This window comes from Burkholderia sp. WSM2232 (assembly GCF_000472545.1).
Taxonomy (GTDB): Bacteria; Pseudomonadota; Gammaproteobacteria; order Burkholderiales; family Burkholderiaceae; genus Paraburkholderia.
Window position 1 is genome coordinate 47,576 of the sequence record NZ_AWZV01000019.1, and the last position, 19,932, is coordinate 67,507.

The following is a 19,932-nucleotide window of genomic DNA, read 5'->3' on the forward strand; positions in this document are numbered from 1 at the left end:
AGCTACCCGGCGCGTTTAGGCTTCGATTTCTTGCCTGCCGTGTTGAGTGCAATCGCCGCATGAATCAGGGACTTGAACGCGTCGGCGTCGAGTTCTTCACCCTCGCGAATGTCGATTGCTCGCCTCGCATTACCGTCCAGGCTCGAGTTGAACAATTTTGCCGGATCTTCGAGCGAAGCACCCTTCAGGAACGTCAGCTTGACGACCGACTTGTACGACTCGCCGGTACAAATGATTCCATCGTGCGACCAGACAGGCGTACCCATCCATTTCCATTCTTCCAGCACGTCGGGATCGGCCTCGTGGATGAGCTTGCGTATTCTGCTCAGCGTCGCACCGCGCCAGTCCGCGAGATCGGTAATTCTTTTGTCGATCAGTTCCGAGGCCGGCAGCGCTCCCGTTGAGGTCGATCTGCTCATATTGCTCTCCTAAGCTTTGGCGGTTCAAAGACCGAACTGCTTTGCGTATTCGGTGTTCAGACGCGGCCATTCGAACTTCATCGCGTCCCCCGCAACGATGCGTCCGAGCGGATCGCCCGCGAGCAAATGATCCAGCACGTCGAAGCAGATGTGCCAGCCTGCTGCGCCCATCGAAATAAACTTGCGATCGATGCTATGCCACAGCGTGAGTCGCGTACCGTCGCCAAGCGGCTCCAGTTGCCAGCGCAGACCATTGTCGCCCCAGCGGTATTCGAGCAGATGCGGTGCGTCGGCGCGCGTCACCTCGGTTTCGGAGACTTGCGGTGTAGGGGTGCCGACCGTGGAAAGATTGACGGGACCGACTGACGCGAGGCTATGGTCCGCATCGAACGGCGCCCACTCCCGCAGACTTGCAGGGTCGGTCAGCGCGTGCCACACCCTTTCCGGAGAATGGCGCAACTCTCGCACGAGCACGAGCGTCCACGTGTCTGCGTCTTTCTGAACGTGTGCGTCGGCGGCGGGGCCGGGTCTATATGAATCGCGATTGCTCATCGTTTTTTCTCCTTACGGCGTGGTGCGGCATGAGTTTGATCGAGGTGACGCTCCAGAGCGTCCAGATGGACCGACCAGAAACGTCGGAATGGCGCGAGCCACGCGTCGATTTCCATGAGCGGCTCGGGCTTGATGCGGTACACGCGCCGCTGTGCTTCCACGCGCGACTCCACGAAGCCGGCCTCGCGCAGCACGCGCAAATGCTTTGAAACCGAGGGCTGCGAGAGGTTGAGCTGCTCCTCGATGTCGCCCACGGACCGCTCCGAAGATGCAAGCAGGCTGAGAATGGCGCGACGACTAGGCTCGGCGATGATGGCGAAAGTTGAGTCCATAGTGTTTATATACCTCGTGAGGCATATACGTGTCAAGCCGGGGCTGCGAGTGCAAGCGCGTGTCGATTCGCGCGGGCGGCCTTAACTTCGCTTCGTGCCGTTGGGCCGCTTGCTCTTCATCTCTGCCTGCACGAACGCGACGAAGCATTTCACGACCGCGTCGTCACGCGCGCTTTGCCAGGTGAGGCCGACGCGCCAGCGGGCGCCAGGTCCTGTCAAGGGAAGCACTCGTGCATCGCGCAGCAGGTACTGCACACGTGACGGAAGAAAAGCGGCACCGACGCCTGCGGCAACACTGGCAAGTACGGTTTGTATGTCGTCGGTCTGCTGGATGACGTTGGGAACGAATCGGTGTGCCGCGCACCACCGGTCGACCTGTGCTGCGAGTCCGGGACCGCGTCCGCGCGCGAGTGCAATGAAGCCTGGCTCATTCAGTTCGTTGAGATTGGACGGAATGCGCTTCCAGCGCGCATGCTGCGGAACAGCCAGACCCAGCGCTTCGTCGATCATGGGGAAAGAGCAGAGGCCGGCGTCGGCCGGCAAGCGCAGAAAGCCCACCTCCAGCTTGCCGGAAAGAAGCCGCCGCGTTTGCTCAGCCGACGAGAGGTCGTTCAGCGTCACGCTGACGTTCGGATAGCGCTTGCGAAAATCGGCTACCAGTTGCGGGACTTCGGTCAATGTGGAGAGCCCGAGGCCGATGCGCAAAAATCCTCGCGCGCCGCTGCTGGCTTCGCGGGCTCGGGCGAGCACTTCGTCAGCATCGCGAACCAGCGCTTGCGCGTCCGCCAGAAAGCCCGCGCCGAAAGTCGTGAGTTCTGCACCGTGCCGGCCGCGCTCGAAGAGGCGCGCTCCGAGGCTCGCTTCCAATGCGGCAATCTGCTTGCTAAGAGCCGGTTGGCTCACGCACAAAAGCTCTGCTGCCTGGCCGAAATGACGCAATTCGGTGACCGTGAGGAACGCCCGCAGGAGTTTCAGTTCCATTCTGTTTAGTAATTGAATGCGTCAAAACTTTCATTTTACGTATCGATAGCCAACCGGTCCAATGATGCTGTTCTCATATTGTGGGGCCGTTAACATGCCGTCTTCGACTGCTTCATCGTTTTGCGTTGCATCTGTTCCACTGGTTTCGTGCCGCAGCGAAGCTGCACACAATGTCGCGCGCGTTGCGGACTGGCTCGCACTCGCGGCTTCGCAGAATATCGACCTCGTGGTCTTTCCCGAGGCCTGCATTAGCGGCTATGCGAGCATGGCGAAGTTGGGCCGCGCTGAATTGAATGCCCTTGCACAGACGCTGGACGGTCCTTCTATGCGAGCCGTTGCGGATGCGGTGGAGCGAACAGGTGTCGGGGCCGGTGTGGGATTCGTCGAGCGAGCGACGGACGGGCAGTTCTTCAACAGCTATGTGGTGTGTCTGCCGGGCGGCGTGCTCCACTGCCACAGAAAGCTGCATGCGATCGAGCATCCGCGTATCGTCAGTGGCGATCGCTTCACTGTTTTCGATGCGTCGGCGGATGTACGCATCGGTATCCTGATCGGCGCGGACAACTATGTGGTCGAGAATGTGCGCATGACTGCGCTGATGGGCGCGACGCTGCTGCTCGCGCCGCATCGAAGCTATGGTTTCGGCGACGAGCGCAGTAAGTACGCGCACCCCGTGTCGAGACAGCCGGCGCTTGCGCGTGAATCAGGCGCAAAGGCGGCGCAGCGTGCAGAACGCGAGAACTCGGACGAGTGGCTGCGCCGCTGGCTGCCTGCGCGTGCTGTCGACAATGGAATGTTCGTGGTGTTCAGCGATGGCGCGGAGATTGCGCGAGAGAACCGACCGGCCGGCACGGCGATGATAGTCGACCCATTCGGCCGGATATTGGCGAGTAGCCCGGAGGGCGAGGCGCCGGGCGCTTTAGTCCATGCCGGGCTCGATGCCACGCTCGTAAGGGTTAGCCCTGGCCGCGAATGGCTCGCGGCGCGCAGACCGGATCTTTACAAAGCGTTGAGCCGCATCGGCTCGAATCACGTCGAGTTCGATGCGCGAGCGGTGTCGGCAAAAGGCGCGGTTGCACTGTCGTTCGCACAGGTTCGGCGCAACGGCGTCACAGGTTGATGCAGCCGGCGCTTGCGCCTTTTGAGCCCTTATTCCGCGATGGAAAACCGTGCAGGACGGGTTTGCGCCGATTTGACAGGACGCTCGACGCGCGCGGTGGCGCCGCGAATGAACAGCACCGCGCAGAACGCGACCATTGCCCAGATGCAGAAAATTACCGTCAAAGCGCTCATTTCGTGTCTCGAAGATTGGAAACCGCTGTCGTTATCGTTGGCCGTGCAAACAGGCCGGTTAGTGCATCGTGGGTTGGTCGGTGCCGCTGGAAAGAAGCTCGGCGATCAGCTGCGTGGCGAGTCCGAGCTGCTGTTCCAGCGACGCACGCGCCGCATGCACCGCTGTGTCGTCGCCGCGCGCCGCTGCATTGTACGTCTGTGTGGCCAGGCGCAACACATTCTGCGAAGCAACGTGCAGGCCCTGCATGGTCCGCGGGTCGCCGATAGGCGCAGCGTCGCCCAGGTCCGCCGGTGCGGGCTCAGGAAAGTTTTCGTCGAACTGGCGATTCGGGCGATCACGGAAAGACATCTGAAGCTCCTTGCGGGTGTGAGGCAATCGGGCGATTCATCTGATTACGACGATGCCAGTGTGCGCCGCGCACGCGAACTTCAATTCGTCGAATAGAGGGGGGTTTGAGGGGCAATCGAGGCGATGGCTGGTCAGCGCCCTTTTGTCTGTAGAAAGCGCGCTGAAAAGCGCTTTGCTCAAGCGCATTGCCGCAACCAGCAGCAGGGCCTCGGGCGCGACGGTCAGCAGGTCGGAACGCCCCTATGCCGACCTTACCGATAAAGAAATTAGATGCCGGCACGGGTCGCTTTAGGTGCTCGATCCACCGGTGCCGAACCTACAATATGAGTCGCACATTAGCGTTGGAGACCCGCGATGTCAGGTCGCACACAGACCCGCATTCCCTGCATGATGATTCGTGGCGGCACCTCGAAAGGCGCGTTTTTCATGGCGTCCGACCTGCCCGCCGACTCGACGGAGCGCGACCGCGTTCTGCTTGCCGTAATGGGGTCGCCCGACCCGCGCCAGATCGACGGTATCGGCGGCGCGGACCCGCTCACCAGCAAGGTGGCGATCATTTCCCGCTCGTCGCGCGAGGATGCCGACGTCGATTACCTGTTTGCTCAAGTTGTCGTCAACGAGGCGCGCGTCGATTTCGGCCAGAACTGCGGCAACATTCTGGCGGGCGTCGGTCCCTTTGCGATCGAGCGCGGACTGGTCAAAGCGCAAGACGGCAGCACGCGCGTGGCCATCCACATGGTCAACACTGGGCAGATCGCGGTGGCAACGGTCAGTACGCCAGACTCTCGCGTGACGTATGAAGGCGACTCGCGCATCGATGGCGTGCCGGGTCACGCGGCGCCCATTCCACTGGAATTCAGGGACACGGCTGGTTCGACATGCGGCGCGCTGTTGCCGACGGGTCAACTAAAAAACACGGTGGAAGGCGTGGAAGTCACGTGCATCGACAACGGCATGCCGCTCGTGCTGATGCGAGCGCGCGATCTGCAGCGTACCGGTTACGAAACCCGCGAGGACCTCGACGCGGACGACGAACTGAAGGCGCGCATCGAAAAGATCCGTCTGGCCGTGGGTCCGATGATGAATCTCGGCGACGTTAGCTCACGCACCGTGCCGAAGATGTGCCTCGTCGCGGAGCCGCGCGACGGCGGCGCCATTTCCACGCGCAGCTTCATTCCGCACCGCTGCCACGCCTCCATTGGCGTGCTCGGCGCGGTTAGCGTGGCAACCGCCACGGTGTTGCCCGGCACCGTATGCGAAGGGCTCGCAAAGGTCGATGCGGAAGGTGCGCGCAAGCGCGTATCTGTCGAGCATCCGACCGGCGAGTTCACTGTCGAACTCACGCTCGGCGGCGAGCGCGATCATCCTGAAGTGTTGAGTGCGGCGCTGTTGCGCACCGCGCGCTGGCTGTTCGACGGCGTGGTAGGCCTGCCTGCTTCGGTGTGGGACGCTCGCGCCTCTGCGTAGACTGCGATCAGTTCGCGGCCGCGCTGACTGTTCGCGTAACGTCCACCACGGACAGACGGATGGCGTCGATCAGCGCGCGTGCCGCTGGCGAAGGCGCGCCCGCTGCGCGCAGCGTCAGGCCAATGTCGCGGCGCGTGTTGTGCAGCGGCACGTTCAGCACCGCGAGTTGGCCCGCCTCTACCTCGTAGTGCAACTGCTGCGCGGACAACGCCGCAACCATATCGGTGCCCAGCAGCAGGCCGCGAATTACCGCGAGGTCGGCGGTTTCGACCGTGGGCAGCGGCGGCTTGACTTTCATTCGTTTGAACTGCGCTTCGAACAGCGCGCGAGCCGGTGCGTGGCTGCGCGGCAGAATCCATTGCACGTCGCGCAGGTCCATGATGCTCGGCTCGCGCACGCGCGTAAGCGGATGATCGCGGCGCACAAGAAGTACCATGTCTTCCGACATCAGGCGCTCATTTCTTAGCCCGCTGGTCGCGTCGTTCTCGCGCAGCGCGCCGAGAATGAAGTCGATGTCGCCCGCTCGCAGACCCGCGACCAGCGCTTCATACGCGCTTTCGTCCGTGACGACGCGAACACCGGGATGTTCCGCGCTCATCTTCGCAATGGCTTTAGGCAGAATGAGCGTGCGCCCGAGCGGCAACGCACCGACCGTTACCGCACCCTGAATGTTGCCGCGCAACGCAGCGATATCGTCGGGGACGTGGCGCAGTTCGTTCAACGCGCGGCGCACGTGCAGCACGAAGGTTTCGCCTTCGGCGGTGAGCAGGATGCCACGCGGGCTGCGGTGAAAAAGGCTCAAACCCGAGCCGCTTTCGAGCACGCGAATGGCGGTGCTCACTGCGGGCTGACTGATGCCGAAAGTCTTTGCCGCGCTGGGCATATGACGATGCCGCGCAAGCGCGACGAAGATTTGCAGCCGCCGCGTGTTCAGCAGGTATGCCGGCAATGCGCCCTCAACAGTGGGGCGGCGGCGCGTCTGGCGCGCGGCGCACCATTGCGCGAGTTCTTCCAGTTCCGCAAAAATTCTTTCGCAGCGAAGCAGCACGGCGCGGCCAACGGGCGTGGGCAGCATGCCGGAAGGACCGCGATCGAATAGCGGTTCGCCGAGCGCCGACTCGAGTTCCTGCACCGATCGTGTCACCGCCGATTGCGCCCGAAACAGCGCCGCCGCCGCGCGCGTTGCGCTGCCTCTATCGGCGACAAGGCGGAATGCGCGGAGTTGCGCGAGGTTGAGAAGCGCTTTGGTGCTCGCGGGCGCCGTGTGCTTCGCGAGCGCGTTGCCGAGGGAGAGGGCGCCTGGCTGCGCGTCTTCCCGAGCGCCTGTTTGCGCTCTCCCAGCATTCTTGATGCGACTGAGCGATGCGTCGTGTGTCATGCCGCGCCCGCGATCATATGCAAGGCCGGCAGCGACAGGTTCAAGCTTTCCTTCGAGATGTGCGTGTGTTCCTTCATTAGCGCCTCCACGCGGGCGCCTTCGCCTTTCTTCAACGCGTCCGCGATCGCATGGTGTTGCCGGTGTGCGTACATCAGCATCATGAACTGGCGCTCGCGTGCGGCTTCGTCGAATGCAATCGTGAAGGGAGACACGAACGGTATCTTGTCGTTCAGGCTCAACGCGGCGCTCACCGCGGTATTGTGCGCAGCCTCGATGATGAGCGAGTGAAAGCGCCCGTTCATCGCGGCATAGCGCACGTCGTCGCCTGGTTGCAGCTGGGCGTTGCGGAAGATGTCGTCGCCTTCGCGCAGGCAGTCGTCGAGCGCCGCAGCAAGCGCGGCGCTTACTCCGCTTTCGGCGACGGAACGCGCCGCAAGACCTTCGAGTACGCCGCGCACGTCAATCGCGTTGAGCACGTCGCGCACGCTGAAACGGCGCACCACGTAACCCCGCGCTCCGGAACGGTCGAGCAGTCCCTCGGAAGACAGCACGCTCAATGCATAACGTAGCGGCGTGCGCGAGACGCCGAGCCATTGAGCAAGTTGCGCTTCGACGAGCCGCTGGCCCGGCGACAGTTCGCCTGCGAGTATTTTCTCGCGTAAGGTCTGAACAATAGCCTGCTGAGTAGTTTCGTTCATCGTGGTGGACTCGTTGGACGTCGTCCAGTATAGCCACGCAAACGGTGTCGCACCACGCGAGAAATACGGCTTGCGAGTTGCTTTATAGGCCATCTGTTCTGTTTATGGCATGTGCGGAAGAAATGCAGTGTCTATCGCGCTTGCGGTCGGGTTCGGGATACCAAAATGCCCCGGCGCGATGCGGCTCCCAGCCGGAGCCAATAGCGCGGGAGCCACGCTTTAGCGCGCACTTAGTGCTAATTCCAGGTCTGTCCCACGTTTACCCGCACTTTCGCAAGAACGCCAAAATCCCTAACTTTGTATCCCAAGGCGGTTGCATGGGCAGCTTGTAGTGCTCCTGCAATCTATCCGATCGACGCGCCTGCATGGCGCAACACGAAGTAACGGACGACACGAAATGGCAAGGATTATTGGCGGCATAGGCACATCGCATGTGCCGACTATCGGCATGGCGTACGACAAGGGCAAGCAGAACGATCCCGCGTGGGCGCCGCTTTTCAAAGGCTATGAGCCGGTGGCAAGCTGGCTCGCCGAGCGCAGGCCGGACGCGATGGTGATGTTCTACAACGACCACGCGAATAGCTTCTTCTTCGACTGCTATCCAACGTTCGCGCTCGGCGTATCGGCCAATCATGAATTCGCGGACGAAGGCGCGGGTAAGCGTCCGCTTCCCGACATCGCAGGCCACCCCGATCTCGCAATTCATATTGCCGAGCAACTCGTCAACGACGAATTCGACCTCACGATTTTCCAGGACCGTCCGCTTGATCACGGCTGCAATTCGCCACTGTCGCTGATGTTGCCGCATGCCGGCGGCTGGCCGCTTGCGCTCGTGCCCATGGAAGTCAACGTGTTGCAGTATCCGCTGCCGACCGCGAACCGTTGCTATCGACTCGGGCAGGCGCTGCGCCGCGCGATCGAATCCTACGAGGAGGACCTCGACGTCGTAGTGGTTGGCACGGGCGGTCTGTCGCACCAGGTGCACGGCGAGCGCAGCGGCTTTAACAACACCGAGTGGGACATGGAGTTCCTGGATCTTATCGTTCACGACCCAGAGCGCCTTGCGGCGATGAAGCATGTCGACTACGTCCGGCTAGGCGGCGCGGAAAGTGTCGAAACGATCATGTGGCTCGCCATGCGCGGCGCGCTGGGCCCGAAGGTGCGCGAACTGCATCGCAACTATTACCTCGCCACCAGCACGGCAATGGCGGTCACGATCTACGAAGACGAGGCGGCGCAATGAATCCGCAACTGCAAGGCGTCGAAGAATTGACGGGTACATATCCGTTCGACATTCGCCAGAGCATGAAGGCGATGCGGCTGAACCGCTTCTTCTGGCAGATGCGCGAAGCGCCCGCGCGCGCTCTGTGGCAGGAGAACCGCGAGGCGGCCTACGACGCGGCACGGCTCACGCCAGAAGAGCGCACGCTCGTCGATAACGCCGACTGGATCGGCCTGATCCGCTACGGCGTCTGCTTTTTCGTACTGGAGAAATTCGCGCGCGTCGTGAAGATCACCAATCTGGGTATGTACGCAAGCATGCGCGGCGAAACCCTCGAAGCGTTTCTGAAAACGCGCAAAGTGCCGCAAGCGGTTTAACGCGCGTGGCAGTGCGCCGCACGACGTCGGCGTTTGATTCGGATAACAGAACAAAACCCAGCTTCCACAGAAAGCCGGGACGGGAAACTATTTTCTTCGGAGACACGCATGAAACCAGCTGACTCAGTCGACATCAAGGCGTTTATCGACGCGCGCAAAATGTCGCCCTACCAATGGCTTGTCCTTATTCTCTGCTTTTTGATCGTCATGATGGACGGCCTCGATACGGCCGTGATGGGCTTCGTCGCGCCCGTCATCATGCATGACTGGAATGTGGGCCGTGCCGCGTTTGGGCCGGTCATGAGCGCTGCCATGGTCGGCCTCGCGGTCGGCGCATTGGCGGCCGGTCCGATTGCCGATCGCATCGGACGCAAGAAGGTGCTCATCGCTTCGGTGCTCTGCTTCGGTCTGTTCAGCCTGATCTGTGCGTTTGCCGAATCTCCGCTGCAGCTTGTCGTACTGCGGTTTCTGACCGGGCTGGGCCTCGGCGCCGCCATGCCGAATTCGACCACGCTGTTGTCCGAATATGTGCCCTCGCGCAGCCGTTCGCTGTTGCTCACCATCATGTTTACCGGCTTTAACTTCGGCTCGGGCGCGGGCGGTTTCGTCGCCGCATCGTTGATTCCTCATTACGGCTGGCGCGCGGTATTCCTGTTCGGCGGCATCCTGCCGCTCGTGAGCGTGCCGCTGCTTGTATGGCTCCTGCCGGAATCCGCGCGTCTGATGCTGGTACGCAAGCTGCCGACCGAACGGATTGCGGCGACGCTTGGGCGCGTCTGCGCTCACGCATTCGACAAGGACGTTCGCTTCACGGCGCCCGAGCCCGTAGTTGTTGCAAAAGCGCCGGTACGCATGCTGTTTGCCGACGGTTACGCATTCAGCACACTGATGCTGTGGCTCACGTACTTCATGGGCCTGCTGATTATCTATCTGCTGACGGGCTGGCTGCCGACACTTATCAAGGATGCGGGCTTGCCTGTCGAGCGCGCGGCCGCCATTACCGGCATGTTCCAGTTGGGCGGCACGATCGGCGCGGTGGCCGTCGGCTTCGCGATGGACCGGCTCGACCGCAACGGAGTGATCGGTGCGGCGTATCTGCTGGGCGGCGTGTTTATCTTCGCGCTTGGCATGGGCACGCTGAAGTCGAGCTTGCTGCCGGTTCTGGTCACGTGTGCTGGCTTTTTCATGAGCGGCGCGCAGACAGGGCTAAATGCATTGGCGCCGAGTTGCTATCCGACCCGGGCACGCGCGACGGGAGTCAGTTGGATGCTCGGCTTCGGGCGCCTTGGCGGCATTCTGGGTTCGCTGGTCGGCGGTGCGTTGCTGTCGCTTGGATTCAGCTTCCAAGTCGTGTTTTCCGTGCTTGCGATTCCCGCCCTCATCGCGGCTCTCGCGATTGTGATGAACAGGCTTGCGTTGCGCTTTATCACGAGTCCGGTTGCAGACGCATAACTCTGTTCTTGCGGTGCCGTGCGAGAGCCTGCGACTTTCGTGTTGCGCCGCAACTCCCGCATCCCATCCAAACACGGTGCGCGCCCACTCAAGCGCGTTTAAAGGAGCAGACATGGACGGCAATCTGAGCACAAGCAGAAGCGATTTGAGCAGAACGGCTTTGCCCTTTGCGTGGACATGGCCGAGCCGTCGCGCGATGATTCGCGCCGGCGCAGCCGGCGGATTGCTTGGCGCGGTGATCATCTGGATTTACGAGGCGTTGATCTGGGTTGGCGCTCAGCACCTGATGCCGCTCGCCGGAATTCCCCGCAATGCAACGGGTCTCGTGTTCGGCAAAGCCGTGCAGGACTCGATTGGCGTATGGGCCTACGTGGTGGGCACGGGTATTCACTTCGTATTCGCAATTGCATGGGGTGTGCTGTTCGCCGCGATCTGGCCGTACTTCCGTAGACGCGGCATTGAAGCAACGCTGCTTGCGCTTTTCTATGCGGTGCTGGCGTGGATTGTGATGCACGTGGCCATCATGATCGCCTCGGACAATCACCCGAACTACTCCGATCCTGCAGTGATCATTGGCGGGTTCATGTCGCACATCTTCTTTACCGTGCCGCTCGCGTTGACGGTCAAGCGCCGGTTTGAAAGAGAAGCGCAATAGGCGATGGTTCTTGCGATCTGATCGCCGCGAGCATCGCTGCAAAAAAGTATTTCAACAAAGACGTAGCAATTGGAGATCTGGAGGCCGCCAGCACCAATTGCGGTTCGACCTGGCGCTGTTGAACGTGTAGCCGCCGCCCACAGCGAACCGCTGCTGCGCCTGAGCGGTCTGGTAGCCGTTCGTCAACGCCGTCCCGCCGTCGAGCCCGGCTTTCCTTTTGCGCGGAACAATAATTGCTCCCTGGTTGCACGAATCCGCCTCGCGGCAACAAGCTGCCACGCGAATTCGCCTATAAACACCAAGCAACTAACAAAGGGAGACGACAATGACGACCAGGCCCACCACCCCGAGCCCAGCGGTTCCACCCGAGCCGGCTGATCCCGGCCGCCGCAAGGTCCTTGCCGCGCTTGCAGGTTCAATTGCACTGTCGGCCTGCGGCGGCGGTGGAGGCGGCAACAGCGGCGGCTCAGGGTCCGGCGGATCGCAGCCCGTGGGCACGATTCCGCCCGATCGTGCGAATCTCCCGCGTCCCGCGTTGCCCGATCCGGCCACCTCCGGCATCGACCATGTCGTGCTGGTCACAATGGAAAACCGTTCGTTCGACCATCTGATGGGCTGGGTCCCGAACGCCGAAACGGCAATCGCAGGTCGAACCTTCAAAGACGCATTCGGCGAGATGCATGCGCCGTTCGCACTGGCGACGAACCCCGCATACGGCTTCCAGGCATGCTCGTTCGCAGACCCCAATCATTCATACAATGCAGGCCGGGTTCATCTCGCCAATGGAGCGATGAACGGTTTTCTGCTGACGCCGGCCACGAGTCTCACGCGTGGCGATCTGCTGCCTATCGGCTATTTCCAGTCGGCGGATCTCGACTTCTATCGTGGGGCGGTCACGCAGTACACAGTGTGCGACTACTACATGAGCGGCATTCTCGCAGACACTTATCCGAACCGCGTGTATCTGCATAGCGGAGAAACAGACCGCCTGTCGGACACGCTCGACACTTCGTCGCTGCCGACCATCTGGGACCGCCTCGACGCGAAAAACATCTCGTCCACTTACTACTTCCACGACGTGCCGTTTACCGCGCTCTACGGCACGCGGTACGTCGGCCGCTCAAAGCTCTTTTCCGACTTTCTCTCCGACGCGGCGGCGGGCACCTTGCCTTCGTTCTGCATGGTCGATCCCAGCTTTGGCGGAGAAGCGCAGGGCACTTCGAACGACGACCATCCCCATGCGGACGTGCGCAACGGCCAGGTACTACTCGGCCAGATTTACGACGCGTTGCGCGCGAGCCCCAACTGGAGCAGGACGCTCATGATCATCGTGTATGACGAGTGGGGCGGTTTCATGGAACATGTCGCGCCGCCCGTCAAGCCGGTGTCCAGTGCCGAGGCCGCGCTCGGCAACGACGGACGGCTCGGTTTCCGGGTGCCCTGCATGTTGCTCGGGCCGCGCGTGCGCGCGAACTATGTATCGCGTTACCCGTTCGATCCCAGTTCGATTCACCAACTGCTCGCATGGCGCTTCGGTCTCGATCCGCTTGGCGTGCGAGCGAGCGCCTCGACCACTTTCAACATGGCCTACGCGCTCGACTTTACTGCCGCCGCGCGCACCGACGCGCCGGCCATTGCCGTGACACAGGGCACATTCGGCTCCGTGTGCTCGAACATCTCGACGGCGACTTCCGGCGCGAGCGGCATCGCGCAACTAGACAAAAGCCAGGTGGTGCCCAATACCGCAATGAGTGCGCCAGGCGGCCGTTTCGCGGAACTGCGTACCAAAGCGGACGCGCTCGGTTTTCCGGCACCGCGGTAATTAGTTGCAACTGAGAAGAGTTACTTGCCGCTGCTCGCGCCGCGTCAGAACAATTGCTTTTGCCCCGACACGAGCCGCGTGAAGTCGTCGCGTAGCAGCGGCAAGATGGCGTCCGCCACGGGTTGCAACTGACGCGTCAGGTAGTGTTCGTAGTCGATTGCTGAACGCAGTGTTTCGAGCGGCTCGGGTCCGGCAACCGTCATTACGTAGCTGATCCAGCCGCCGTTCTGGTATTGCAGCGGGCGCCCGTGCCGGCGATTGAATTCGTCGGCCACGCGCGCGGCGCGCACGTGAGGCGGCACGTTGCGTTCGTAGTCGCCAAGCGGTCTGCGCAGGCGCTTGCGATACACGAGCTGATCGTCGAGCTTGCCGGCGAGCGTATCGCGCACGTAGTCACGCACGTAGTCCTGATAGGGCTGCTGCGTGAAGATGCGCCTGTAAAGCTCCTGCTGGAACCGCTGCGCAAGCGGAGTCCAGTCCGTGCGCACTGTTTCAAGCCCTTTATAGACGATCTCCTGCTTGCCGTCGGGCGACACGCTGAGTCCGGCGTAGCGCTTCTTGCTGCCTTCTTCCGCGCCGCGAATTGTCGGCATGAAGAAACGCCGGTAATGCCGCTCAAATTGCAATTCGAGTGCGCTTTCTAGCCCGAAGCGCCGTTGTAGATCCTGCCGCCACCACGCGTTGATATGGTCGACGAGCGCGCGTCCGATGCGGCCCGCTTCGTCCTCATCATGTGCGTGCCTGAGCCAGACGAAGGTCGAGTCCGTGTCGCCATAGATCACTTCATAACCTTCTGCCTGAATCAGCTCTCGCGTGCGGTGCATGATTTCGTGGCCCCGCATCGTAATCGAAGAGGCAAGACGCGGGTCGAAAAAGCGGCAACCGGTCGAACCTAGCACGCCGTAGAACGCATTCATGATGATTTTAAGTGCCTGCGAAAGCGGCTTGTTGTGCTCGCGCTTCGCCGTTTCCCGGCCTTGCCAGACCTGCCCCACAATCGAGGGCAGACAATGGTGCTTGCGTGAAAAACGCGCGCCGAGAAAACCGGCTACGGACTGATCGTCGCCTGGATTCAGCATGCCTTCCACCAGCCCGACAGGGTCGATCAGGAACGTGCGAATGATCGACGGATACAGACTCTTGTAATCCAGCACCAGCACGGAATCGTAAAGGCCCGGGCGCGAGTCCATGACGAAACCGCCGGGACTCGCGGCGCCGGCCACGTCGCCGACATTCGGTGCGACATAGCCTTGCCGATGCATGCGCGGCATGTACAGGTGCGTGAAAGCGGCGACCGAACCGCCGCTGCGATCCGCAGGCAGGCCGGTCACGGTGGCGCGTTCCAGCAGAAAAGGCAGCAGTTCTGTCTTCGCGAAGATGCGTGTGACGAGCTCGCAGTCCTTCAGGTTGTATTGAGCGAGTGCGGGCTTGTCTTCGTCGAAGCGGCGCTGGATTTCATCCATGCGCTGGTACGGATTGTCGATGGACTTGCCTTCGCCCAATACGGCTTGCGACACATGCTCGAGACTGAACGAGGGAAAGCTCCACGTCGCCGAGCGCAGCGCTTCTATGCCGTCGATAATCAGCCGTCCCGCGGCGCCCGCAAAATAATGGTTCTGCTTCAGGCCGTGTTCGCGCCATTGCATCTGTGCGCCGCCGCGTCCGAGCCGCAGCGGTACGCGGTATTGTTCGGCATGCTGCTGCAGCACGCGCAAATCGAACTGCACGAGGTTCCATCCGATAATCGCATCGGGATCGTGCCGCTCCATCCACGTGTTGAGTCTTTGGAGCATTTCGGCGCGCGTTTCGCAGTATTCAAGCTCGAAGTCGAGATTGCCCACCTCGCGGTTCGGCGGGCCGAGCATATACACCTGGCGCTGGCCGCAACCTTCCAGTGCAATCGAATAGAGTTCGGCGTGAGCACTCGTTTCTATGTCGAGCGATACCAGCTTCAATGAGGGGCGATAGTCCGCCGCGGGCTTCAGTTCGCCATTCATGAGCGTGCCGTCGCTCTGCAACTCGCCTCCGAACCAGACGGGCGCGGTGATGAAACGCTCCATCATGTAGCGCTCGGGCGGAAAGATGTCGGCTTCATACACTTGCACGCCGCCTTGTTTCAGGCGTTTTTCGAAGCCGGTCAGCTGGCGGTATTGCGGACAATACAGTCCCATGACGGGTCGATGATGAAAGTCGCGCAATTCGAGCGGACGTAAGTCGAGCGGCGCCTCACGGCGCAAGATGTTTTCGACGCGTTCACGCTGTTCGGCTGGAATGAACGCAACCGATGTCTGATGGCGCAGACGGATGTGACGAGGCCCGGCATCCGTTGCCAGCCAGAAATCGACTTCAGTACCGGCGGGAGTGTCCCGCCAATGCCGCGTCAAGATGAAACCCTGCTCGAGCTCTGTCAAACCCACCACCTTTGAACCTGGGAAAGCGTGTTGGCGCCTCGCCCGATTTTACCGTCCTGCGCATGCAGCGTCGCGCGGCGCTTGTGTCACCGGGCATGCAGCCGTGCGGCGTACCCGGTATGATGATTTGGCAGCGCCTGTTTCGGCGCGCTCGTGCGCCGGTCAGTCTTTCAATAAAAGAGGAGTAAATCAGATGACGTTGGGCAAACTTCTAGTGACTGCCGCAGTGGCCGCAGCGAGCTTGAGCGCACACGCGCAAGTCGCGGGCACGCAACCTCTCAGTGTGACGGTCGAGCAATCCAATGCGTTGCTGAGCGGCTGGAGCGTCAAGAAGAGCATTCTCGGCAAGGCCGTATACAACGATCAGAACGAGAAGATCGGTGCGATTCGCGATCTGGTGGTGGCACCGGACGGCTCGCTGTCGGCAGCAATTGTCGCCGCGGGTGGTTTTCTCGGCGTTGCTTCGCATGACGTAGCCGTGCCCATTGCGGCGCTGGACATTCGTTCGGGCAATTTTTATCTGGCGGGCGCGACCAAGGCAGCGTTGAAGGCCACGCCGGAGTTCCAGTACAACAAGGTGCAAACGCCGGCGAAGCCGAAGAAGCTGTCGGCGCAGTGATCCACTCGGGCTTGCGGGCAGGCCGATAGTATTACCAGCCTGATCCCTGCTTCAGGCCTCGAGGGCGAGCGTGGCAAAGGTGGCAAGCCAATGCTCGCCCATGTAGTCTCCTGCTACATGCGGCAGCGCACTTTGCAGATGGCGCTCCGCGGACTCGAGCAGCACGGTGCGGCGTATGTCGCCCGCAGGCAGCGCGCGGGCCAGCGAGCGCTGGCACCAGGCGCGGCTCAGATTGAGACCGTCGAGGTGCGCGATCTTGCCGTCGGTGCGGTCCGTGATCGTCGCCGGTTCGAAAAGCGTGGCGGGCTTTTTTGCGCCGAGGTCGGGTAGAAAGCGCCCAAACCAGTCGACGAATTGCGCGGGCGGCAACACGCGGCGCATCAATTCGGCTTCCATCAGCGAGGGCGAGAGGAATTCGTCACCGGCGGGCTCCCAGGCCTGGCATGCCACGTCATGTAAAAACCAGCGCTCGGCGGTGCTGACAACCAGCGCCTCCAGCGAGCCGCGTGAGGTTTGCCGCGCGAAGTCCAGCGTAAGCGCGAGCGCAAAGGCCATGTTGAAATGCGTGCCCACGCGCAGCGGATAAGTGGCTTTGGGCAAGAATGTCTCGAAGCGTTCGACGAAGACCTCGGTAAGCGGCTCAAAGGTCTTCGACCAGCGCGCGGCGTCCGAGCGCTTTAGCGAATGCAGTTGCGCACCAAGCGCGAGAAGCCAAGCCCAGCCATACGGCCGCTCGAAGCCCAGATTGTGCGGCAGGTCGAGATAGGCGCGCTCGCCCGCAACGTTTGCCGCAGTGAAATGCTCGTCGACCACGTCCACAATACGCGCGGCTTCCGGCAAGTCCGGGAAACGCTCGATAAGATGAAGAACCAGCCAGTATCCATGCACGCACGAGTGCCAGTCATAACTGCCGTAAAAAATCGGATGCAATGCGCGTGGGCTTTGCACGTCTTGCGGACCCGCCAGCGAATGCGTGAGTTTGTTCGGGTATTCGCGCGTGAGGTGAGCGAGCGCGAGGTTGGCGAATTTCGAAGCGAATTCGCGAGTGAGTAGGGCGGTCATGGGCGGTTCCTCGAAAGCGGAATACGAACAGGCCATTAGTATCATATTGGCTGCCGGCAATAGCAAAGGCTGGAGCGCTGTACCCGGGTGAATGCACTATGTGTATTCCCGGCGTGGCAGCGGGAATGCCGCGATGTCGGCGCCTGCTGACGCCAACGGCGGGTAATTGCGGCTAAAGCTGCCGCCGACGCCTTTTGCAACCGGGCAGGAGAAATCGCCAGGCGAGGCGGGTTTCTTTCCGGTTCTTTGCGCGGTTGCGGCGGTCCGTTCGTGCGTGCTATGTTCTCGCTCCGCTACCGGCAACACGTCTTTGCACTGACAACACCAGGATGGAGCAGTTCTTTATGCGGCGTGCCAGCGCCGTCAATTTCCTGCTGGCCCGACGGCGCGTGTGCCTCGACAAGATTGCGTCTGCAACGAACGTCGATATCGAGCACCAGCGCGAAGTCGAGTTGATCGAGCGCCTCGTACTCGACGTTCGCGCAGGCCGGCTCAGTACATTTGAATTGACGCACGCAAAAGCCATTGCGGTGGTAATCACCAATTAAGGCTTCGGCATGTCGGCAGCCTCAGAAGCGATATCCGACAGACGCAAATGAAATGATCGGATTGAGCTTCAGCTTCGTGGCACTCGTTACGGTGCCAACCGAGGACCTTGTGGTCAAGGTTGCACGCGTGGAAAGCCACATGTACGACAGCGAGAGGTCGACCGACCATACTTCATCAGTAATGTCCGGCTCCATTCGTAGTTAGAGCAATGCCTTACGGTTCTGTTACCTCTCTTTTCTTACTTGCGGCGCACTGCGCTATACAGAGGCAGCGCGCGCTCCTCGAGCATGGCAATGGCCTGGACCGCAAGTTGTGAGAGCGTGTGCTTGCTGCTCGTGGCGATGGCTAGCCGGCTAAACAGGGTGGGCTCGGTAATGCGGATCACCCGAAAGCGCCGCTTGAGCGCGTCGCTGACGGTTGCGTTCAGCGGCAGCACTGCATAGCCGATGCCCTCGCTAACCAGGTCGAGAATCGACGAGACCGCATCGACTTCGAGTTCGATATTGAGCCGAACGCCTTGTTCGGCCGCAACGGACTCGAGCATGCGACGAATGGCGTGCATGCGGCCGGGAATCACCAGTGGATAGCGAGGAATGTCGCGCAGTGCGATTGTTCTCACCGGCTCGCGCGCCAGCTTTGCGTCTCTTTTGCCATCGTCCGCGCCGATCAGGAAAAGTTCTTCGGTAAACACCGTGCGCTTGTCGATCAGCGGTGTATCGAAGGTGTCGTAAAGAACCGCGACGTCGACGCGGCCCATCATCAGCCATTCGATCAGATAGGTCGACAGTCCCTCCGCAACGGAAATGGTCGCACCCGGAAACGACGTGCGGAAACTGCGCACGAGTTCATTGGTTGCAACCTTCGCGAAGCTCGGCGTAATGCCAATGCAAAAATGGCCGCCAACGGTGCCGCGCAATTCGTCGAGATCTTGCGACGCGCGCTGCACCTGCGAAAGGATGCCCTTCGAATGGGCCAGCATGCGCTGCCCGGCAGGCGTGAGGGCGACGCCGCGGCCATTGCGCTCGAGCAAGGTGTGGCGCAGTTCCACTTCGAGTTGCCGCACGAGTCTGCTGAGAGCGGGCTGGTTGGTGTCGAGCGTGATTGCTGCGCGCGTGAAGCTGCCGAGTTCGGCGACATGCACAAACGCTTCCAGCTGCTTGAGGTCCATGGGCGAGGTATGTGTAATTCACATATCAGCTAGTTTGGTATAGCGATTGTAGCGAGCGACGTACGCCGCCACAATCCGCTTAATCCAGCTTACATACATAGCCGCGCCATGCGGCCACCAAGATAGAGACAAAGCTCTGATGAAATCCTGTTTGCCGCCCGATCCCAATCCCGTCCGCCCGAAAGAGCCCTTGCCCGCAGGTGCTTGCGACGCGCATTGCCATGTTTTCGGTCCCGCCGACGCATTCCCGTATGCGCCGGAGCGCAGCTATACCCCGCCTGACGCGCCTTTTGAGCAATTGCGCGCACTGCACGACTTTCTCGGCCTGAGCCGTGGCGTCATCGTGCAGGCGAGTTGTCATGGCACCGACAATAGCGCAATGCTTGATGCCATTGCCCGCAGTAACGGCCGCTACCGCGGCGTCGCGATAGTCGACGGCGACGTGACCGATGCGCAACTCGCCGATCTCGACGCGCGCGGTGTGCGTGGGGTGCGCTTCAACTTTGTCGCGCATCTCGGCGGCGCACCGGACCTCGACGTGTTCGACCGTGTACTCGAGCGCATCGAGCGGCTAGGCTGGCATGTGGTGCTGCATCTGGACGCGCAGGACATTTTGCAGTACGCGCAGCGGATCGCGCGCATCAAGGTGCCGTTCGTGATCGATCACATGGGCCGCGTGCGGGCCGAAGGCGGACTCGATCAACAGCCGTTTCGCCAACTGCTGGAACTCATGCGCAATCCGCTCGCATGGGTCAAAGTATGCGGCTCGGAGCGCGTTTCGGCGGGCCGCCGGCCTTTCGACGATGCAATACCGTTCGGCCAGGCGCTGATCGAAGCCGCGCCGGATCGCGTGCTGTGGGGCACAGACTGGCCGCATCCGAACATCAGCAAGGACATGCCGAACGACGGCGAACTCGTCGATCTGCTGTTCCGCTTCTGCCCGGATGAAGCGTTGCGCGAAAAGCTGCTGGTGACGAATCCCGCGCGGCTTTACGGCTTTCCCGCGTAGTTGTACCCGCAATCGTTATGAACTGCCGCCCTAAGATGGCAGACATGCGGAAAGCGACCGAGTGACGACTTTCCGCTCACTATTTTCGATGGAGACAAAGATGACCAGAAATGAAAG

At 61.4% G+C, this 19,932-nt stretch carries 21 protein-coding genes and 1 pseudogene; 10 read left to right on the forward strand and 12 right to left on the reverse strand.

The window, feature by feature from the left end:
- Positions 1–2 precede the first annotated feature (2 nt).
- From F757_RS0118505 to F757_RS0118520, 4 genes are all read right to left on the reverse strand, one after another.
- The gene (locus F757_RS0118505; RefSeq protein WP_027212686.1) at positions 3–419 is read right to left on the reverse strand and encodes a DUF1801 domain-containing protein; all 417 of its coding nucleotides are present in this window, start codon (positions 417–419) and stop codon (positions 3–5) included.
- Between the two features lie 24 nt (positions 420–443).
- On the reverse strand, positions 444–971 hold the full coding sequence (locus F757_RS0118510; RefSeq protein WP_027212687.1) for an SRPBCC family protein: 528 nt from the start codon (positions 969–971) through the stop codon (positions 444–446).
- Positions 968–1,303, reverse strand: coding sequence for an ArsR/SmtB family transcription factor (locus tag F757_RS0118515; RefSeq protein ID WP_027212688.1), 336 nt, complete (start codon positions 1,301–1,303; stop codon positions 968–970). The genes F757_RS0118510 and F757_RS0118515 overlap by 4 nt, the downstream gene beginning before the upstream one ends.
- A gap of 81 nt (positions 1,304–1,384) precedes the next feature.
- On the reverse strand, positions 1,385–2,284 hold the full coding sequence (locus F757_RS0118520; RefSeq protein ID WP_027212689.1) for a LysR family transcriptional regulator: 900 nt from the start codon (positions 2,282–2,284) through the stop codon (positions 1,385–1,387).
- Positions 2,285–2,378: 94 nt separating this feature from the next.
- On the opposite strand from F757_RS0118520, the gene F757_RS0118525 reads away from it, so the two are divergent.
- Entirely contained in the window at positions 2,379–3,404 is a 1,026-nt protein-coding gene (locus tag F757_RS0118525) for a nitrilase-related carbon-nitrogen hydrolase (protein WP_232221428.1), read from the forward strand.
- Positions 3,405–3,433: 29 nt separating this feature from the next.
- On the opposite strand, the gene F757_RS36240 is transcribed toward F757_RS0118525, so the two are convergent.
- Positions 3,434–3,577, reverse strand: coding sequence for a hypothetical protein (locus F757_RS36240; protein WP_198021418.1), 144 nt, complete (start codon positions 3,575–3,577; stop codon positions 3,434–3,436).
- A 58-nt stretch (positions 3,578–3,635) separates the two neighbouring features.
- Complete coding sequence (locus F757_RS0118535) at positions 3,636–3,926, reverse strand: hypothetical protein (protein WP_027212691.1); 291 nt, start codon at positions 3,924–3,926, stop codon at positions 3,636–3,638.
- Positions 3,927–4,280: 354 nt separating this feature from the next.
- On the opposite strand from F757_RS0118535, the gene F757_RS0118540 reads away from it, so the two are divergent.
- Positions 4,281–5,393 carry a 4-oxalomesaconate tautomerase gene (locus tag F757_RS0118540; RefSeq protein ID WP_027212692.1) on the forward strand — a complete coding sequence of 371 codons (1,113 nt, stop codon included), beginning with the start codon at positions 4,281–4,283 and terminating at the stop codon, positions 5,391–5,393.
- A gap of 7 nt (positions 5,394–5,400) precedes the next feature.
- On the opposite strand, the gene F757_RS0118545 is transcribed toward F757_RS0118540, so the two are convergent.
- Complete coding sequence (locus tag F757_RS0118545) at positions 5,401–6,771, reverse strand: LysR family transcriptional regulator (protein WP_027212693.1); 1,371 nt, start codon at positions 6,769–6,771, stop codon at positions 5,401–5,403.
- Entirely contained in the window at positions 6,768–7,469 is a 702-nt protein-coding gene (locus F757_RS0118550) for a GntR family transcriptional regulator (RefSeq protein ID WP_027212694.1), read from the reverse strand. Before F757_RS0118550 ends, F757_RS0118545 begins: the two co-directional genes overlap by 4 nt.
- 397 nt (positions 7,470–7,866) lie before the next feature.
- On the opposite strand from F757_RS0118550, the gene F757_RS0118555 reads away from it, so the two are divergent.
- The 5 genes from F757_RS0118555 to F757_RS0118575 all read left to right on the forward strand — a co-directional run bounded on the left by F757_RS0118555 (position 7,867) and on the right by F757_RS0118575 (position 12,997).
- Positions 7,867–8,712 (forward strand): gallate dioxygenase, encoded by an 846-nt coding sequence (locus tag F757_RS0118555; protein ID WP_027212695.1) that lies wholly within the window; start codon positions 7,867–7,869, stop codon positions 8,710–8,712.
- Positions 8,709–9,068 (forward strand): protocatechuate 3,4-dioxygenase, encoded by a 360-nt coding sequence (locus F757_RS0118560; protein WP_027212696.1) that lies wholly within the window; start codon positions 8,709–8,711, stop codon positions 9,066–9,068. Before F757_RS0118555 ends, F757_RS0118560 begins: the two co-directional genes overlap by 4 nt.
- A 108-nt stretch (positions 9,069–9,176) precedes the next feature.
- Positions 9,177–10,520, forward strand: coding sequence for an MFS transporter (locus tag F757_RS0118565; RefSeq protein ID WP_027212697.1), 1,344 nt, complete (start codon positions 9,177–9,179; stop codon positions 10,518–10,520).
- A 112-nt stretch (positions 10,521–10,632) separates the two neighbouring features.
- Positions 10,633–11,175 (forward strand): hypothetical protein, encoded by a 543-nt coding sequence (locus tag F757_RS0118570; protein WP_027212698.1) that lies wholly within the window; start codon positions 10,633–10,635, stop codon positions 11,173–11,175.
- Between the two features lie 325 nt (positions 11,176–11,500).
- Positions 11,501–12,997 (forward strand): alkaline phosphatase family protein, encoded by a 1,497-nt coding sequence (locus F757_RS0118575; protein WP_027212699.1) that lies wholly within the window; start codon positions 11,501–11,503, stop codon positions 12,995–12,997.
- A gap of 44 nt (positions 12,998–13,041) precedes the next feature.
- On the opposite strand, the gene F757_RS0118580 is transcribed toward F757_RS0118575, so the two are convergent.
- Complete coding sequence (locus F757_RS0118580) at positions 13,042–15,408, reverse strand: DNA polymerase II (protein ID WP_027212700.1); 2,367 nt, start codon at positions 15,406–15,408, stop codon at positions 13,042–13,044.
- Positions 15,409–15,601: 193 nt separating this feature from the next.
- Here F757_RS0118580 and F757_RS0118585 point away from each other — a divergent pair, with 193 nt between their 5' ends.
- Positions 15,602–16,027 (forward strand): PRC-barrel domain-containing protein, encoded by a 426-nt coding sequence (locus tag F757_RS0118585; RefSeq protein ID WP_027212701.1) that lies wholly within the window; start codon positions 15,602–15,604, stop codon positions 16,025–16,027.
- Positions 16,028–16,078: 51 nt separating this feature from the next.
- On the opposite strand, the gene F757_RS0118590 is transcribed toward F757_RS0118585, so the two are convergent.
- Positions 16,079–17,089: a DUF2891 domain-containing protein gene (locus F757_RS0118590; RefSeq protein WP_027212702.1), complete on the reverse strand. Its 1,011-nt coding sequence runs from the start codon at positions 17,087–17,089 to the stop codon at positions 16,079–16,081.
- Between the two features lie 344 nt (positions 17,090–17,433).
- On the opposite strand from F757_RS0118590, the gene F757_RS0118595 reads away from it, so the two are divergent.
- Entirely contained in the window at positions 17,434–17,637 is a 204-nt protein-coding gene (locus tag F757_RS0118595; RefSeq protein ID WP_027212703.1) for a hypothetical protein, read from the forward strand.
- Between the two features lie 21 nt (positions 17,638–17,658).
- Here the strand turns inward: F757_RS0118595 and F757_RS35860 are convergent.
- Positions 17,659–17,814: pseudogene (locus tag F757_RS35860) on the reverse strand (OmpW family outer membrane protein); the annotation flags it as partial.
- A gap of 62 nt (positions 17,815–17,876) precedes the next feature.
- On the reverse strand, positions 17,877–18,806 hold the full coding sequence (locus F757_RS0118605) for a LysR family transcriptional regulator (RefSeq protein WP_027212704.1): 930 nt from the start codon (positions 18,804–18,806) through the stop codon (positions 17,877–17,879).
- Between the two features lie 139 nt (positions 18,807–18,945).
- Here F757_RS0118605 and F757_RS0118610 point away from each other — a divergent pair, with 139 nt between their 5' ends.
- Entirely contained in the window at positions 18,946–19,815 is an 870-nt protein-coding gene (locus F757_RS0118610) for an amidohydrolase family protein (protein WP_027212705.1), read from the forward strand.
- The last annotated feature ends 117 nt before the right edge of the window (positions 19,816–19,932 follow it).